Genomic DNA, 16,481 nt, shown 5'->3' with positions numbered 1-16,481 from the left:
GATGCCTGAAACTCGCGTAGCCGACGCGCTGGCCCGGATGGCCGCGCATCAGGAGCTGCACCTGCCGCTGCGGCGGAGCGACCTGCTCGGGCGGCTGGCGCTGCGCTTCCTGTGGCGCCGCCAGCTCAAGTGGCAGATCGAGACGAACCTGGCGGTGCGCGACGGGCTGGAGGCGATGGCCGAGGCGGACCGGGATCTGCGCTCCCGGATCGAGCGGCTCACCGGCGGCGGCGAGCTGGCCACCACGCAGCAGCTGCGCGACGAGCTGGAGTCCCTGCGGCAGAGCGACCAGAACCTCGTCGCGGGCCTGAACCAGCGGCTGTACTCCTCGATGGGCCGGGTGCAGTCCCAGCTCAGCGATCTGCGGCTCCAGCTCGCCGAGACCACCGAGCAGGATGCCGCCGTTGAGCAGCGCCTGAAGGCGCTGGAGAGCCAGGTCGCGGAGCTCAACGCGGCGGCGCGGGACGTGCGGCTGCGGCACGCGCAGCTCGATCTGTTCCTCGACGAGCTCCGTTCGGCCCGCCCAGGCCGTCCGGACTCCGGTGTCGCCGAGCGCGTTCCCGACCGGGACTCCTTCCTCGAACTCGCGGCCTGCGAGCTGCTCGACGGTCCGGCCGAGCGGGTCCGGGATTGGCACCGGTCCCGGCTGCCGCTACTGACCTCCGCCAGGGACAACGGCGTGACCGGGCCGGTGCTCGACATGGCACCGGGCCGGGGCGAGTGGCTGGAGGTGCTCCGCGGGGCGGGCCTGCCCTACGTGGCCGCATCGGAGAACTCACTGGTCCGCGGGCACTGCGCGGGGCTCGGGCTGACCGTGAGCGAGGGCGATCCGCTTGACCTGCTCGCCGGAAGCGCGCAGCGCTCGCTCGGGGCGGTGACCGCCTTCCGCTACGTCGAACGCCTGGAGCCGACGGCACTCGCCCGGTTCGTGGATCTGGCGGCCACGGCACTGCAGCCAGGCGGCATCCTCGTCGCCGAGACCCGGGCCGCGAGCCCGGACTTCCACCTCGATCCGTTCGCCCGCAGGCCCGCACACCCGGACTTCCTGCGGTTCCTCGCCGAGGCCGCGGGGTTCGCCACCGCGGAGATCCGGCAGGCGGACACGGTCCCGGAGGTGGCCGGCCGGTTCTCGCTGGTCGCATGGCGGTGAACGACGGCGTGCGGCACGCGATGTGGACACCGCTGCCGCCCGAGCGCAGCGGCATCGCCGACTACAGCTACGAACTCCTCGAGGCGCTCGGTGACGTGGCGGCCGTCGCCAGGAACCCCGGCGAGGCCCAGGCTCCCCCCGGCGTGCCGGTGTCCGGCCCTGACGGGTCCTTCGCGCCGGGCACGCTGCACACCTACCAGATGGGCAACCACGCCGGTGCGCACTCGTGGATCTACCACCGGGCGCTCGCCGAGCCGGGACTGGTCGTGCTGCACGACCCGTTCCTGCTGGACTTCCACGTCGGCTACTTCGGAGAGCTCGACTCGTCCGGGTTCCGCGAGGAGGTGCGGTTCGCGCACGGTCCCATCTGGGGCGCCGAGGACGACCCGGCTCTGCTCGAGGGATGGCCTGCGATCGAGGTGGACGGGGTCAAGACCCTGGACCGGCAGGCGCTGAGCCTGGAAAGGCGGATCGTCTCGGCCAGCCGCGGGGTGCTCGTGCACGATCCGTTCTCGGCTGGCCTGCTCCGCGAGCGGTATCCAGGGCTGCCGGTGCACGTCGTGCCGTCCGGCGCCGCGGTACGGGAGGACACCGACCGCGCCCGGATCCGCACAAGGCTGGGCCTGCGTGACGATCACGTGGTGTTCGGCGTCTTCGGCGGGCTCGGCCGGATCAAGCGGGTGATGGTCGCGGTACTGGCCTTCGCCGAGGTGCGCCGGAGATGGCCGCAGGCACGGCTGCTGATCTCCGGGCACGCGGACGCGCGGGAGATCCTCGGCGAGATCCGCGAGGCGGTCGCGCAGCTCGGAGTGCAGGACTCGGTCCGCATCTTCCTCTCCCCCGCCAAGCCGGAGTTCGAGGACCTGATCATGGCCTCCGACGTCGTGGTCAACCTGCGCTGGCCGACCGCGGGTGAGACCAGCGCGGTGATGATGCGGGCGTTCGGCGCGGGCAAGGTGGTCATCACCAGCGACCTCCCGCAGCACCGGCACCTCGACCGCACCTTCTGCTGGCCGGTGCCCACCGACCCGGCCGCCGAGGCGGAGCGGATGATCGGCCTGCTGGAACACGCGACGTGCTGGCCGGAAGAGGCGCGCGACGCGGGCAGGCAGGCCCGCGAGTACGTGCGCAAGCACGCCTCCTGGCCGGTGGTCGCCGACAGGTACCGGGAAGCCCTCGAATCGGTGCACGACGGCACCACACCGGCCGGGCAGGAGGTCTCCGCCCGCCGCGGCGTGAACGTGTTCGCCGATGCCAGGGCGACCACCGGGCTGGCCGAGTCGGCACGCCGGCACCTGCTCGCCCTCGTCGACGCGGGTGCCCGGCCGACGTTCACCGAGTTCAACACGCGAGCGCCGGACCGGTCCCTGCCGGTACCGCGCGAGCTGGCCGACCTGCCGCGGGGCAAGGACCATCCGATCGACCTGTGGTTCGTCAACGTCAACGAGTTCCACCTCGTGCCCGAGCACGCGCTCGACCGGTACACGATCGGCCTGTGGGCGTGGGAGCTGCCGGAGGCGCCCGCCGTGGCGCGCGCACAGCTCGCCCGCCTCGACGAGCTGTGGGTGGTGTCGTCCTTCGTCGCCGACGCCTTCCGCGCCGCCACGGACATTCCCATCACGGTGATCCCGAACATCGTTCCCCAGCGGCCGGGGGTCGCCGGCGACCGCGCGAGGTTCGGCCTGGCCGATGAGGGCCTCGTCGTGCTGTTCACCTTCAGCGCGTCGTCCAGCGACTCCCGGAAGAACCCGTGGGCGGTGATCGACGCGTTCCGGCGGGCCTTCTCCCCGGCGGAGCGGGGCAGCACCGCGCACCTGGTGCTCAAGGTCAACGACCTGCACCGCTTCCCCGAACTCGCCGGGCAGCTCCGGCAGGCGGTCGCCGGGGTCGACGGCACGCTGCTCGATGCGGAGATGTCGCGGACGGACATGGACTGCCTGCTGGCCACCTGCGACATCTACCTGTCGCTGCACCGGTCGGAGGGCTTCGGCCTCGGCATGGCCGAGGCGATGGCGCTCGGCAAGCCGGTGATCGCGACCGGCTACGGCGGCAACGTGGACTTCATGCCGCCGGAAGCGGCCGCGCTCGTGGGATACGACATCCGGCCGATCAACGAGCACGACCACCGCTTCGGCGCGGAGTTCGCCTACTGGTACCGGCCCGGTCAGCTCTGGGCGGAGCCGGATGTCGAGCAGGCCGCCCGCTGGTTGCGCAGGCTCGCAGGCTCGCCCGAACTGCGGCGCACGATGGGCATTCGCGCCGCCGAGGCCGTCCGGTCGACCTGCGGGCCGGAAGCCGTGGCCGCCGCGATGATGCGACGGCTGGACCGGATCACGCCCTGACCGGCGCGGGCGTCACACGTAGGCGGACATGCTGACGTGCGGCGTCATGAACTCCATTCGGCCGGGCTCCGAGCGCAGGTCGAAGTGCCGCACCTCGCCGACCCGCGAGAAGCCCGCGGCGAGCAGCAGCCGCTCCAGCCCGCAGGCGCTGAACCCCCAGTAGGCCCAGTAGTCGGCCTCCGTCGCGCGCGCACCGAAGAAGTGGCAGACCGGCTGGTCGGTCTCGGCGCTGTCCTCGGTGGCCGCCGACGACACGATCAGCCGCTCGCGGGTCACGCTGCGCAGGGCGCGCAGCGCGCCGAGCGGGTCCGGCAGGTGCAGCAGCAGCGAGCCGCAGATGACGAGGTCGAACTCGCCGAACGAGGAGTCGAGGTCGTAGACGTCCTTGCTGACATAGTCGATCCCCAGGTCGAAGGCACGGGAGAGCTGTACAAGCAGGTTCGTGTCGGGCCAGATGTCGATCGCGGTGACCTGCCCGCCCCGCCGCCTGCTCTCGATGGCGAAGTACCCGGAGGACGTGCCCACGTCGAGCACGCTCTTGCCGTCAAGGCTCTCCGGGAGCCCGTAGTAGGGCAGGTACGTGTCCATGTCGTAGTCGCCCTCGACGACGAGGCCGTCACCGAGGTCGAGGCGGTGGTAGGTACCGCCCTGCTCGTTGACCTGCTCGACCAGCCGCCGGGCGGCATCGGTGACTTTCAGGGCTTTCCGGGGTTTCTGGGCCGAACCGGGGATCGACACCTGGGCTCCTCTCACGACGGTGGGCGCTCGCCCTGGTTGAGTTGGCTTTCGAGTTCGGCGATGCGGCTTTCCAGCGCGGCGACGTAGCGGGCCGTCCTGGCCGCGCCCTGGCGCTCCCGTGCGACGGCGGCCTCCAGCTTCGCGGCGTGCTCGGCATGCCGCTCGGCCACCTGCTGCGCCTCCCGGACGTTGCGTTCGAGCCGCTGGATGTAGGTGACCTCCGCCGCCCGCGCCGTCGGCAGCCGCTCCAGCACGGCGCGCTGCCGCGCGACCTCGTGGGGCTCGAACTCGTCGAAGACATTCGCCGGAGCCGCGAGCCGGGCGAGGGCCTCCGCGTCGTCGGCCCGCGCGTAGAACCGGTTGAGGCCGTCGAACAGCGCGCAGCGGTAGCCCACCTCCAGCAGCAGCGGTTCCCACTGCTCGTGGGCGGGGACAGGCGAACCCGGCCGCGTGGCCTCGACGACGAGCACCCTCGGCCGGTGCCGGGTCCAGTCGGCTCCGGCGATCACCTCGCGCTCGGCACCCTCGACGTCGATCTTCAGGAAGTCGACCTCGCCGGGATGCTCGCCGAGCAGGTCGGCCAGCGTGACGACCTCCACCTCGACGTCGTCCACGCGCCACCGCCGGTCCCGGCGGTACTCCCGCGCGAGCTCGCCGTCCAGGGTGGACCAGCCCCACTCGTCGGCGACCACGTGCAGCGTGGCCTTGCCCGGCTCCGCCCCGACGGCCACCGCGACGGTGACGTCACGCGGCCGGGCCTGCCGCAGCTCCTGCGCCTTCGCCGGAATGGGCTCGACGTTGACACCGGACCAGCCCTGCTCGTAGAAGTGGTTGGTCACCGAAGCCAGTACCGGGTCGCCCGCGCCGATGTCGACGTAGCGGCCGGTGCCCTGCCCGGCGAACACCCTGGCGAGCACCACGTCCTCCGCGTTCTGCGCGTAGGAGATCACGGTTGCCGGATTCCCGCCTTCCGCGCTTCCAGCTTCAGGTCGTGGTCGACCATCATCGCGACCAGCGACTCGAAGTCGACCTCCGGCTTCCAGCCCAGCTCGGTGCGGGCCTTCGTCGCGTCGCCGACCAGCAGGTCGACCTCGGACGGGCGGAAGAACCGGGCGTCCTGCTTGAGATAGCGCTCCCAGTCGTCGAGGCCGACATGGCGGAACGCCGCGTCGACGAAATCCCGCACGCTGTGGGTGCGGCCGGTGGCCACGACGTAGTCGGCCGGGCGGTCCTGCTGCAACATCATCCACATCGCGTGCACGTAGTCACCGGCGAAACCCCAGTCCCGGCGCGGTTCGAGGTCGCCGAGGACCAGCGTCTCCTGCAGGCCGAGCTTGATCCGCGCCACGGCGTTGGTCACCTTCCTGGTGACGAACTCGATGCCGCGCCGGGGGCTCTCGTGGTTGAACAGGATCCCGGAACAGGCGAACAGCCCGTAGCTGTCGCGGTAGTTGACCGTGATGTCGTGCCCGAACACCTTCGCGCAGCCGTACGGCGAGCGCGGGTAGAACGCGGTCGACTCGATCTGCGGCGACTCGCGGACCTTGCCGAACATCTCGGAGCTGGACGCCTGGTAGAAGCGCACCGGGTTGCCGGAGCTGCCCCCGACCATGCGGATGGCCTCCAGCAGGCGCAGCACGCCGAGCCCGGTGACGTTGGCGGTCAGCTCGGCCTGCTTGAAGCTCAGCGCCACGAACGAGATGGCGCCGAGGTTGTAGACCTCGTCGGGCTGCACCTGCTCCAGCGCGGCGACCAGGCTGGAGAGGTCCTGGAGATCGCCGGAGACGAGCTCCACGAACGGCAGCTCGGCCTGCACCAGCTCGATCCGCGGGTTGTTCTGCCCCTTGATCAGGCCGAACACCTCGTAGTTCTTGCTGTGCAGCAGCTCGGCGAGATACCGGCCGTCCTGGCCGGTGATACCGGTGATCAACGCACGTCGCACCCGCCGAGGATAGCGACAACGTCTTCGGCTCCGTCCACTGTGCCGACTCTCGGTGTCCGGCGGCCGTCACCCTGGCGAGTGAGATCGGCCGTGTTGCCGGGCCTCGTCCCCCGCCGGGCCCGCTCAGGGTCGCAGCATCGGGTCCGAAGGGAGGGCATCATGTGGCTCCAGATCACCTTCGTCGCGGTACTGGCGCTGGTGTTCGTGGTGCGCGCGACCCGCAGCGTGTCCCGCGCCCGCCGCGGCCTGCGCTGATCAGCGGGCCGGCCGGACCAGCCCGGACTCGTAGGCGAGCACCACCAGCTGCGCGCGGTCCCTGGCGCCGAGCTTGGTCATGATCCGGCTGACGTGCGTGCGGGCGGTCGCCGTCGAGATCACCAGCTCGGTCGCGATCTCGTCGTTGGACAGCCCGCCCGCGACGAGCGCAAGCACCTCCCGCTCCCGGTCGGTGATCTCCCGCAGCGCGCCGGTGTCGATGCGGCGGTTGCCCGGCCGCGCGACGAACTCGGCGATCAGCCGCCGGGTCACCGTCGGCGCGAGCAACGCCTCACCGGCCGCCACCACCCGCAGCGCCCGCAGCAGCTCCACCGGGTCGGTGTCCTTCAGCAGGAACCCGCTGGCTCCGGCCCGCAGCGACTCGTACACGTACTCGTCGATGTCGAACGTCGTCAGCACGAGCACCTTGACCCCGGTCAGCTCCGGGTCCGCGGTGATCCGCCGGGTGGCTTCGAGGCCGTCCACGCCGGGCATGCGCACGTCCATGACCACGACGTCCGGGTGCTGATCCCTGGCGAGCGCCACCGCCTGCTCGCCGTCGCCCGCCTCGCCGCAGACCTCGAAGCCGTCCTCGGTGTCCAGCAGCACCCGGAACCCCGCCCGCACGAGCGACTGGTCGTCGGCGAGCACCACGCGGATCGTCATGTCCGTTCCTCCATCGGCAGCAGGGCCCTGACCTCGAAGCCGCCGCCGTGCCGCACCGGGCCCGCGTCGATCCGCCCGCCCAGCGCCTCGGCCCGTTCCCGCATCCCGCGCAACCCGTTGCCGGACTGGGCAGGCTCCGCGCCCATGCCGTCGTCGCGCACGAGTATCTCCAGGCCGCCGTCGCGCCGCCCGAACCGGATGTCGACCTCGCTCGCCCTGGTGGCGTGCCGCACGACGTTGGTAAGCGACTCCTGCAGGATCCGGTACGCCGCGGCGTCCACCGGCGCGGGCAACTCCCCTGGCCGCCCGCGCACCTTCACCGTGAGTCCCGCCGACCTGGCGTGGTCGAGCAGCTCGTCGAGCTGGCGCAGGCTCGGCGCAGGGGCGCGGTGCTCGCCGGAGCGCAGCACCGCCAGGGTGGCGCGCAGGTCGGCAAGGGCCATCGCGCTGGCCTCCTTGATCTCCCGTAGCGCCTCCCTGGCCTGCTCCGGCCTGCGGTCGGCCACGTGTGCGGCCACACCCGCCTGCACATTGATCATGGCGAGGCTGTGGGCGACGACGTCGTGCACCTCCCTGGCGATGCGCAACCGCTCCTGCTCCGCCAGCCGGTACTGGTGCTCCGCCTCCTGCTCCCGCGCGGCGGTGACCGCGTCCACGCGGTTGCGCACGGCCGTGCCGATCCCGATGACGGCGGCCACGCCCGCGACGAACCCGGCCGCACCGGCGCCGGGCAGCCAGCCGAACCCGGCCGCGACGTGCGCCGCGTACAGCGCGGCGAGCAGGACGCCCCCGACGATCCCGGCCACCATCGGACCGCGGATCGTGGTGAGGGTGAACAGTGCCGCGGCCGGCAGCACGATCGCGGGCCCGCCCGGGTAGCCGGACCAGTAGTAGGTCAGCGTGAGCGCGGTGCTCGCGGCGAAGACCACGAGCGGGAACCGCCTGCGCAGCAGCAGCGGCAACGCGGCGGCGACGAGCCAGCCGTAACCCAGCACGTCGAGTGACCGGGCCGCGTCCTGCTGCCCGGCGGCCACGGTGGTGATGACCAGGACGAACGCCAGCAGGCCGAGCGTGAGGAGCACGTCGCCCACTGGCTTCCTGGCTGCGAACACGCCCTGAAAGCTACCCCCGGATCACCCGGCGGCGCGTCCGGTGGAAAGCGGCTCTTGCGTTACGACCCGTGCCTTAGCGAGCAGCGCGAGCGCGAGCAGGATCCCACCGAGCACCTGCCCCTGCTCGGTGATCATGCGCACGCCGATCTCACCGTTGCCCAGCGAGCTGAACAGCCTCCACAGTCCCCACGCGAACAGGTCGGCCGAGCCGACCCACACCAGCACCATCGGCAGCCGGAAGCCGACGTTGCCCCTGGCGATCACCAGCATCGCGGCCGCGGCGGCGAACGCGAGCACCCCGTCCACGCCGTCCATGAACCGCATCGCGGCCGAGGCGTCCCCGTCCGGCACGACGACCCGCCCGAGTTGCACGGCGCCGGTGACCACGGCGACCAGTGCCCCGGTGCCACCGAGCAGCCCCAGCCGGCCGGGCGCCGCGTAACCCGTGAACAGCCGGGCCCACCGGACCCGCGCGTACAGGGCGAACGCCGTGAGCAGCGTGAAGCCCTGCCAGGCGAAGCTGGCGTAGACCAGCGGCGTCACCCAGGCCTCCAGCGGCATCGCACCACCGCCGCCCTCGTCGGTGAAGAAGCTGAGGCCGATGACCGGGATGCCGAGGGCGATCGGCGCGAGGTAGCCGGTGCCGACCCAGATCGGGAACAGCAGCGGCCCCGCGGGGACCCGCAGGCCCCACGCGTGCGTGAAGGTCAGCGCCAGCAGGATCGCGACGAGAACCATCCCGCCGGTGAACAGGTTCGCCGCGTACATGGTCGGCGTGTCGACGAACTCGGGCTCGCGCAGGCCCAGCGTGCCTCCGGAGAGCCAGGCCAGCTTGAGCGTCAGGTAGGGCAGGGTGCCGACGATCGCCGCGTAGCCGACGAGGAAACGGATCTTGCGCAGCCGCCCGGTGTGCACTGTGCCGTTCGTTGTCATGCTCTCCAGGCTCGCGGGCGCGGCCCTTCGCCGGCTCCCGCGCGAGGTTGGTTTCCCTCCCGCTCGGGAGGGAGCCGGCTACGCGCCGCCGAGCCGGACGGGCACGCCGGAGAGGGCGCCGGTGCCGGTCAGCGCGTCGACGCGCCGCTCGTCGGTGACGTCGTTCGCGCTGACACCCGGATGCTCCGCCGCCACGCGCAGCAGTGTGCCCGTGCGCCCGTGTCCCCAGCCGTGCGGCAGGCTCACCACGCCTGGCATGATCGCGTCGGTGATCTCCACCGGCACCTCGATCGTGCCGGTGGCGGAGGACAGGACCGCCCGGTCGCCGTCGGCGAGCCCGCGTTCACGCGCGTCGTCCGGGTGCACGAGCAGCGTGCAGCGGTCCCTGCCCTTCACCAGTCGCTCGCTGTTGTGCATCCACGAGTTGTTGCTGCGCAGCTGCCGCCTGCCGATCAGCACCAGCTCACCGCCGGGCGGCTCGTCGAGCAGGTCGCGCAGCCTGGGCACGTCGTCGAGGTAGACCCGCGGCGCCAGGTTGATCTGCCCGCGCCGTGTCGCGAGCCGTCCCGGGAGGCGGCGCTCCAGTGGTCCGAGGTCGACTCCGTGCGGCTGCCGCTTCAGGCTCCGCAGGGACAGCCCCCTGTGCAGCTTGCGCAGCCCGTGCGGCCCGGCGCGAAGGCCGAGCTCCAGCAGCGCCTCGGGGCCGAGCCCGGCGAGCAGCCGCGCCGGGGCGCCGCCGCCCAGCACGCGGGTGGCGAGCTCGAGGATGATCTCCCAGTCGTGCCGCTGGTCCGGCCCGCGCCGGAACACCGGCGGCGAGTACTTCGCGACGTTGCGCACCGAGTAGTTCGCCAGCGCCAGCTCGTAGTGCGAACGCTCGAGGTGGGTGGTCGGCGGCAGGATGACATCGGCGTGCCGGGTGGTCTCGTTGAGGTAGGGGTCGATCGAGACCATGAAGTCCAGCTCGTCCAGCGCCGCGTCGAGTCGCGCCCCGTTGGGGCTGGAGAGCACCGGGTTGCCCGCCGACGTGATCAGCCCGCGGATCCGTCCCGCACCGGGCGTCTCGATCTCCTCGGCGAGCGCGGCCACCGGCAGCTCGCCGCCGAACTCGGGCAGTCCCCGCACGCGGCTGCGGTAGCGGCCGAAGCTGCCACGGTTGCCGGAAAGGGCGGCCAGCGGGATCGCATCGACGGCCGGGGTGGTGAACATCGCGCCGCCCGGCTCGTCGAGGTGCCCGGTGAGCGCGTTGAGCACCACCACGAGCCACGCGGCCAGGCCGCCGAACTCCTGCGTGCAGACACCGACCCGGCCGTAGACGACGGCCCGCGACGTGCCCGCGAGCTCCCTGGCCAGCGCCCGGACGCGGTCGGCGTCGACGCCGGTGACCGGCGCGGTGCGCTCCGGCGGGAAGCCGCGCGCGACCTCGGCGAGGATGCCGGTGCCGACCAGGTGCGGGATGAGCCTGCCGGTGCACACCAGGTTCTCCGCGAACAGCACGTTGACCATCGAGAACAGCAGCAGCGCGTCGGTGCCGGGACGGATGAACAGGTGCTCGTCGGCGAGCTCCGCCGTCTCGGTGCGGCGCGGGTCGACCACCACGACCCGGCGGACGTCCTTCAGCCGCGCCCGCACGTTCGGGGCGGTCATGATGCTGCCGTTGGACACGGCGGGGTTGCCGCCGAGGCACAGGAACAGGTCGGTGCGGTCGATGTCCGGTACGGGCATCAGCAGCTGGTGGCCGAACAGCTCCAGCGCGGCCAGCATGTGCGGTAGCTGGTCGACCGACGTCGCGGAGAACAGGTTGCGCGTGCCGAGGGCGCGGAAGAACGGCTGACCGTAGGTGATCAGGCCGAGGTTGTGGGCGCTCGGGTTGCCCTGGTAGACGGCCAGCGCGTGCTTGCCGTGCCGGTCGCGGACCTCCCGCAGCCCGCTCGCCACCAGCTCGAACGCGGCGGGCCAGCTGGTCTCTATCCACTCGTCGCCGAAGCGGACCAGCGGGCGGCGCAGCCGGTCGGGGTCGTGGTGCACGTCGGCCAGCGCGGTGGCCTTCGGGCAGATGTAGCCGCGGGAGAACGGGTCGTCCTTGTCGCCGCGGATGCCGGTGACCCGATCACCGTCCACGGTCACCGTGATCCCGCAGGTGGCCTCGCAGAGGGTGCAGCTGTGGTGATGCGTGGTGGCCATGCCGACAAGCTACGCCGGGTGAAAAGTCCGGGTGAAGGCGTCGGAGTTCGATCGTCCCGGACGACGATGGGAGCGTGACGGAGCCACGGATACGACCGGATCCGGCATTCGCGCTGCTCAGCCTGTACGAGGACGCCCTGCCGGAGGTGTACGGCTACCTGCTGTCCCGTTGCGGAAATCGCACGCTGGCCGAGGAGCTGACCTCGGAGACGTTTCTCGGCGCGGTCGGCAGCTGCCGCAGGCCGGGCGCGCCGCCGGTGAGCATCGCGTGGCTGATCGGCATCGCGCGGCACAAGCTCGCCGATCACTGGCGCAGGCAGGCCCGCGAGGACCGCGGACTGCGGCTGGTGCACGGGAGCGAGCCCGACGTCGTCGATCCGTGGGACGTCGAGCTCGAAGCGCTGCGGGCCAGACAGGTGCTCGCGCTGCTCGGTCCGCATCACCGCGCCGCGCTGACGCTGCGCCACGTGGACGGGCTCAGCGTGCCCGAGGTGGCCGAGCACCTGCAGCGCACCGTGCACGCGACCGAGGCGCTGCTCGTGCGCGCCAGGGCCGCGTTCAGACGCCGGTACGAGGGGAAGGAGGGCGACGATGACTGACCCGTCCAGGGATGCCTTCGACGCCCTGCGCCGCCCGCACCAGCCGATCGACCCGGATCCGGTGTTCGCCGCCGACCTGCGGGAGGCGCTGCGCGCCTCGGTCCTGAACGAGGGAGACGAAATGACGACAACCGAGGCACCCGCGGGTGCCGAGATGCACTCGCTCACCCCGTACCTGGCGGTACAGGACGCCCGGCGGGCGCTGGACTTCTACGTCGAGGTGTTCGGCGCGCGGCGGCGCGGTGAGCCGATCGTGATGGACGACGGCAAGATCGGCCACGCCGAGGTCGCGATCGGCGACTCCGTGCTGATGCTGGCCGAGGAGTTCCCCGAGATCGGGCACGTGGTGGCGCCCTCGGGCGGCGCGACGCTGCGGGTCGAGGTGCCCGACGTGGCCGCCGCCGTGGAGCGGGCCGTGGCGCTGGACGCGGAACGGCTAGGCCCGGTGGAGGACCGCGGGCACGGTCTGACCGGGAGCATCCGCGACCCGTTCGGCCAGCGCTGGCTGCTGGCCCAGGCGGCCCGGCCCGCGCAGGCCGGAATGCCCGCGCCCCGGCATGGCGAGGCGGGGTACTTCACGTTCACCGTTCCCGACGACGAGCGGGCCAAGGCGTTCTACGGTGCGGTACTGGGCTGGCAGTTCGGCGCGGGCAGCGTGCCGAGGGCGTGGCGCGTCGAGGGCACCGGGCTGCCCGACTCCGGTCTGTGGGGCGGGCAGCCGTACGCGGGCTGGAAGATGATGTACGCCGTGGACGACGTGGAGGCGGCCGCCGCGCGGGTGCGCGCGGGAGGCGGCGAGGTGCGCGAGCTGCGGCAGGAGCCGTACGGGCGCACCGCGGACTGCGTTGACGACCAGGGTGTGGAGTTCTGGCTCTGGCAGCAGTGACGGCGACCGGAAGGAGCGACGTGTACGACCGCTGGCTGCACGAACTGTGGAACGGTGAGCTCGGTGAGCTCGAACGCCTCGCCCGCGGGGTGGTGACCGAGGACTTCGTGGGCAACTGGCCCGGCCGGCCCGCCCTGGTGCGCGGCCCGGACCAGCTCGCCGCGGTCATCCGCCAGGGCAGGGAGATGTTCGACGAGCTGGCGTTCGAGGTCGAGGTCGGCCCGGTGGCCGACGGCGACCTGGTGGCGGCCCGCTGGCTCGCCAGGGGAAGCCATGCGGGCGAGCCGGTCGAGTTCCGCGGGCACGACCTGCTGCGCCGCGCGGGCGACGCGTTCGCCGAGTACTGGGTGATCGCGGAGGACCCGACCGCGCCCGCCTCGTGAGTGCGTAACAGTGTTCTAACTCGCGTGTGCACTCACGAGCGTTACCGGCCCGTCGCGTAGCCCTGCATCCCCCTGGCGTTGGCGGCGGCGCGCAGGATGCCGGTGACCGGGTCGCGGGAGACCGCGGAGAGGCGGCCGAGCGCCCATGCCCCGGCGTCGACGACGTCGTGCCCGCGCTCGCGCAGCTCGGCCATCGCCGCCTCGCCGATCCGCGACTCCACCACCAGCTCACGCGGCATCCACCAGCGCGGGTGGAACGAGCTCGGGAAGGCCGTGGTGTGCCAGGCCGGCGCGTCGATCGACTCCTGCAGGTTCAGCTCACCGAGCGTGTGCGCCAGCCAGAAGCACAGCTGCCACTGGTCCTGCTGGTCGCCGCCCGGCGTGCCGAAGGCGAGCGTCGGCTCGCCCCCGCGCAGCGCCATCGACGGCGAAAGCGTGATCCGCGGCCGTTTGCCCGGCGCGAGCGAGTTCGGCAGGCCCTCCTCGAGCCAGAACATCTGCGCCCGCGAGTCGAGGCAGAAGCCGAGCTCCGGAATCGTCGGGGACGACTGCAACCAGCCGCCCGACGGCGTTGCCGACACCATGTTGCCGTCGGCGTCCACCACGTCGATGTGCACGGTGTCGCCGCGGGTCTGCCCTTCCGGGCCGACGGTCGGTTCGCCGAGCGCGCCGGTGCCCGCCCGGCGGCCCCGCGTCTGCGCCAGGATCTTCGGCAGTCTCGGGTCCCGCCCGCCCGGCCGCAGCTCGCCGCTCGCCTCGTCGCCGACGAGGGCGCGCCGCTTTTCCGCGTACTCGCGGGAGAGCAGCCACTCCAGCGGCACGTCACCAGTGTCGCCGTACCAGGCCTCCCGGTCGGCGAAGGCCAGCTTCGTGCACTCGGTGGCCAGGTGCACGGTCCGCGCGGTCGGCCTGCCGTCCACGTACGACAGCTCGTCGCGGAAGCCCTCCAGCAGGCGCAACTGCTGCGCAAGGGCGGGGCCCTGCGTCCACGGCCCGCACTTCACCAGGCTCCACTCGCCGAAGTCGGTGACGAGCGCGTCCTCGTACGAGGACTCCCAGCCGGCCAGGTCCGCGCCGGTGAGCAGCCCGGCGTGGTCGCGCCCGGAGTCGTCGCGGAAGGCCTGCCTGCTGAACGCCTCGACGGCCTCGGCGACGAAGCCCTGGGACCAGGCGCGGCGGGCGGCGTCGATCTGCGCCTCGCGGCCCGGCACCGTCTCCGCCTCGCCGAGCAACCGCTGCCACGTCCGCGCGAGGGTCGGGTTGCGGTGCAGCGAGCCGGGCGCGGGCGCCTCACCGCCGGGCAGCCACAGCTGCGCCGACGTCGGCCAGTGCCGGGCGAACAGATCGGACACCGTGTCGATCGTCTCGGTGATGCGGCCGACCACCGGAACGCCCTTCCAGGCGTAGGAGATCGCGTAGCCGAGGATCTCGCGCAGCGTCTTGGTGCCGTGATCGCGCAGCAGGAGCAGCCACGCGTCCCACGCGCCCGGCACGGTCGCGGCGAGCAGCCCGCTGCCGGGAATGAGGTCCAGACCCAGGTCCGCGAAGTGCCCCGGGGCCGCGGCGGCCGGCGCGACACCCTGTCCGCAGAGCACCTTCGGCTTCGGGTCGCCGGCGTTGACGAGGATCGCGGGCACCTGCCCGCCCGGGCCGTTGAGATGCGGCTCGGCGACCTGGAGGACGAAACCGGCCGCGACGGCGGCGTCGAAGGCGTTGCCGCCGTCCTCCAGCACGGCCATGCCGGTTGCCGAGGCCAGCCAGTGGGTTGACGCGACCATGCCGTGCGTACCGGCGAGCTCGGGTCTAGTCGTGAACACGGGACCGACCCTACGGGCGAACGGTTCGTTCGCTCAACTAACGGAAGCAGGGAGTACGTGCACGCGGGTCCGGCCGATCCCCTGCCAGCTCAGCCCGGCATCCAGCACGACGCGCGGTTCGAGCAGGTTACGGGTGTCGATCACCGCGTCGCCCCGCATCTGCCCGGCCAGATACGCCCAGTCGAGCTGCCGGAACTCCGGCCACTCGGTGAGCAACACCACGGCGTCCGCACCTCGCGCCGCCCGGTAAGCGTCGCCGAACACGGTCATTCCGGGCAGCTCCCCGTCGACCGCCGGGTCGTAGGCGGCGATGTCGGCCCCGTGCGCGCTCAGCATCGAGGCCACCGAGAGCGCGGGCGAGTCGCGCAGGTCGTTAGTGCCTGCCTTGAACGTGAGGCCGAGCAGCCCGATCCGGGCGCCCGCGAGCCGGCCGCCGACCGCCCCGGCGATCTTGGCGATGACGCGGTCGCGCTGGGCGAAGTTCTCCTGCACCGCCGCGGCGAGCAGGCCGAAGTCGAACCGGGCGGCCTCGGCCACCCTGAGCAGCGCGCTGGTGTCCTTCGGCAGGCACGAGCCACCCCAGCCGGGGCCCGGTTTGAGGAACGACCGGCCGATCCGGCGGTCGTGGCCCATCCCCTCCGTCACCGCCTCGATGTCCGCGCCGAGCCGCTCGCACAGCTCGGCCACCGAGTTCACATAGGAGAGCTTCATCGCGAGGAAGCAGTTGGCCGCGTACTTGACCAGCTCGGCGCTGGCCGCGTCGGTGATCACGCTGGGCGCGCGCAACTGCCGGTAGAGCCCGGCCACCCGGTGCGCGGCGTCGGGGTCGTCGGAGCCCACGACGATCCGGTCGGGGCCGAGGAAGTCGGCGACCGCGGTGCCCTCGCGGAGGAACTCGGGATTCGACACCACGGGCACGTCGGGGCGCCCGAGCAGGCTCTGGATCCGCCGTGCCGTGCCCACCGGCACCGTCGACTTGGTGATCACGGCACATCCGGCGGGCAGCACGTCCGCGACCTCGGTGACGACGGACTCCACCGCCCGCAGGTCGGCTTCGCCACCGGCGCCCATCGGGGTCGGCACGCAGAGGAAGACGGCTTCGGCGCCCCGGACCGCCTCCCGCGCTCCGACGACGAACGAAAGGTGGCCGCCGGTCAGCCCGCGCGCCACCAGCTCGGCGAGCCCCGGCTCCATGATGTCCACCCGGCCGGCCGCGAGCCGGGCGACCTTCGCCCTGTCCACGTCGACACAGGTGACGCGGTGACCGAGGCTGGCGAGGCTGGCACCCGTGGTGAGCCCCACGTACCCGGTTCCGACAACGACGATCCGAGCTGCGCTCATGCCCCCGAAGGTCGCAGCCGCAGTTGACCTGCGGGCGAACACCGGGGGAACCGGCGGGCGGCCATTGGTCGACGAATGACCCGCGCGAACGAGCGTTAACCTGTACTGGGTTTCGCCGATCGAGAAAGGACGA

General features: G+C 72.4%; 14 protein-coding genes. 5 read left to right on the top strand and 9 right to left on the bottom strand.

Annotated elements, in window-relative coordinates; translation table 11 throughout:
* The first annotated feature begins 1 nt into the window (after window position 1).
* Entirely contained in the window at window positions 2–1,150 is a 1,149-nt protein-coding gene (locus JAP66_RS06690) for a class I SAM-dependent methyltransferase (protein ID WP_199430725.1), read from the top strand.
* Window positions 1,141–3,492, top strand: a complete 2,352-nt coding sequence (locus JAP66_RS06685) for a glycosyltransferase family 4 protein (protein ID WP_199430724.1) — start codon at window positions 1,141–1,143, stop codon at window positions 3,490–3,492. Before JAP66_RS06690 ends, JAP66_RS06685 begins: the two co-directional genes overlap by 10 nt.
* Window positions 3,493–3,504: 12 nt before the next feature.
* Here the strand turns inward: JAP66_RS06685 and JAP66_RS06680 are convergent, their stop codons facing one another.
* From JAP66_RS06680 to JAP66_RS06650, 7 genes are all read right to left on the bottom strand, one after another.
* Window positions 3,505–4,230: a class I SAM-dependent methyltransferase gene (locus JAP66_RS06680; RefSeq protein ID WP_199430723.1), complete on the bottom strand. Its 726-nt coding sequence runs from the start codon at window positions 4,228–4,230 to the stop codon at window positions 3,505–3,507.
* A gap of 11 nt (window positions 4,231–4,241) precedes the next feature.
* On the bottom strand, window positions 4,242–5,180 hold the full coding sequence (locus JAP66_RS06675; RefSeq protein ID WP_199430722.1) for an FkbM family methyltransferase: 939 nt from the start codon (window positions 5,178–5,180) through the stop codon (window positions 4,242–4,244).
* Window positions 5,177–6,172 carry a GDP-mannose 4,6-dehydratase gene (gene gmd / locus JAP66_RS06670; protein ID WP_199430721.1) on the bottom strand — a complete coding sequence of 332 codons (996 nt, stop codon included), beginning with the start codon at window positions 6,170–6,172 and terminating at the stop codon, window positions 5,177–5,179. Before gmd ends, JAP66_RS06675 begins: the two co-directional genes overlap by 4 nt.
* Before the next feature lie 255 nt (window positions 6,173–6,427).
* Window positions 6,428–7,093, bottom strand: a complete 666-nt coding sequence (locus JAP66_RS06665; RefSeq protein WP_199430720.1) for a response regulator — start codon at window positions 7,091–7,093, stop codon at window positions 6,428–6,430.
* Entirely contained in the window at window positions 7,090–8,205 is a 1,116-nt protein-coding gene (locus tag JAP66_RS06660) for a sensor histidine kinase (RefSeq protein ID WP_307849465.1), read from the bottom strand. Before JAP66_RS06660 ends, JAP66_RS06665 begins: the two co-directional genes overlap by 4 nt.
* Before the next feature lie 21 nt (window positions 8,206–8,226).
* Entirely contained in the window at window positions 8,227–9,138 is a 912-nt protein-coding gene (locus JAP66_RS06655) for a hypothetical protein (protein WP_199430719.1), read from the bottom strand.
* 78 nt (window positions 9,139–9,216) lie between these two features.
* Window positions 9,217–11,322: a molybdopterin oxidoreductase family protein gene (locus JAP66_RS06650; RefSeq protein WP_199430718.1), complete on the bottom strand. Its 2,106-nt coding sequence runs from the start codon at window positions 11,320–11,322 to the stop codon at window positions 9,217–9,219.
* A gap of 74 nt (window positions 11,323–11,396) precedes the next feature.
* Here JAP66_RS06650 and JAP66_RS06645 point away from each other — a divergent pair, with 74 nt between their 5' ends.
* From JAP66_RS06645 to JAP66_RS06635, 3 genes are read left to right on the top strand one after another with little or no spacing between them, the layout of a single operon-like run.
* A complete protein-coding gene (locus JAP66_RS06645) occupies window positions 11,397–11,921 on the top strand; it encodes an RNA polymerase sigma factor (protein ID WP_199430717.1) in 525 nt (174 codons plus the stop codon).
* Window positions 11,914–12,807 (top strand): VOC family protein, encoded by an 894-nt coding sequence (locus tag JAP66_RS06640; protein ID WP_199430716.1) that lies wholly within the window; start codon window positions 11,914–11,916, stop codon window positions 12,805–12,807. Before JAP66_RS06645 ends, JAP66_RS06640 begins: the two co-directional genes overlap by 8 nt.
* Window positions 12,808–12,827: 20 nt before the next feature.
* Complete coding sequence (locus JAP66_RS06635) at window positions 12,828–13,190, top strand: ester cyclase (RefSeq protein WP_199430715.1); 363 nt, start codon at window positions 12,828–12,830, stop codon at window positions 13,188–13,190.
* 41 nt (window positions 13,191–13,231) lie between these two features.
* On the opposite strand, the gene JAP66_RS06630 is transcribed toward JAP66_RS06635, so the two are convergent.
* Together JAP66_RS06630 and JAP66_RS06625 are read right to left on the bottom strand one after the other, a co-directional pair.
* Window positions 13,232–15,007, bottom strand: coding sequence for a gamma-glutamyltransferase family protein (locus tag JAP66_RS06630; protein ID WP_199430714.1), 1,776 nt, complete (start codon window positions 15,005–15,007; stop codon window positions 13,232–13,234).
* 33 nt (window positions 15,008–15,040) lie between these two features.
* Entirely contained in the window at window positions 15,041–16,348 is a 1,308-nt protein-coding gene (locus tag JAP66_RS06625; RefSeq protein ID WP_199430713.1) for a UDP-glucose dehydrogenase family protein, read from the bottom strand.
* Between the last annotated feature and the right edge of the window lie 133 nt (window positions 16,349–16,481).

Origin of the sequence: Qaidamihabitans albus (genome assembly GCF_016464705.1) — a bacterium.
GTDB lineage: Bacteria > Actinomycetota > Actinomycetes > Mycobacteriales > Pseudonocardiaceae > Qaidamihabitans > Qaidamihabitans albus.
Note: the sequence above shows the minus strand (reverse complement) of the source record. Positions and strands in the feature narration are given on the sequence as shown.

Bases quoted from the DNA above. Each gene is read 5' to 3' on its own strand.
- JAP66_RS06690 (WP_199430725.1), top strand. From the start codon at position 2: ATGCCTGAAACTCGCGTAGCCGACGCGCTGGCCCGGATGGCCGCGCAT.
- JAP66_RS06685 (WP_199430724.1), top strand. From the start codon at position 1,141: ATGGCGGTGAACGACGGCGTGCGGCACGCGATGTGGACACCGCTGCCG.
- JAP66_RS06665 (WP_199430720.1), bottom strand. From the start codon at position 7,093: ATGACGATCCGCGTGGTGCTCGCCGACGACCAGTCGCTCGTGCGGGCG.
- JAP66_RS06655 (WP_199430719.1), bottom strand. From the start codon at position 9,138: ATGACAACGAACGGCACAGTGCACACCGGGCGGCTGCGCAAGATCCGT.
- JAP66_RS06650 (WP_199430718.1), bottom strand. From the start codon at position 11,322: ATGGCCACCACGCATCACCACAGCTGCACCCTCTGCGAGGCCACCTGC.
- JAP66_RS06640 (WP_199430716.1), top strand. From the start codon at position 11,914: ATGACTGACCCGTCCAGGGATGCCTTCGACGCCCTGCGCCGCCCGCAC.
- JAP66_RS06625 (WP_199430713.1), bottom strand. From the start codon at position 16,348: ATGAGCGCAGCTCGGATCGTCGTTGTCGGAACCGGGTACGTGGGGCTC.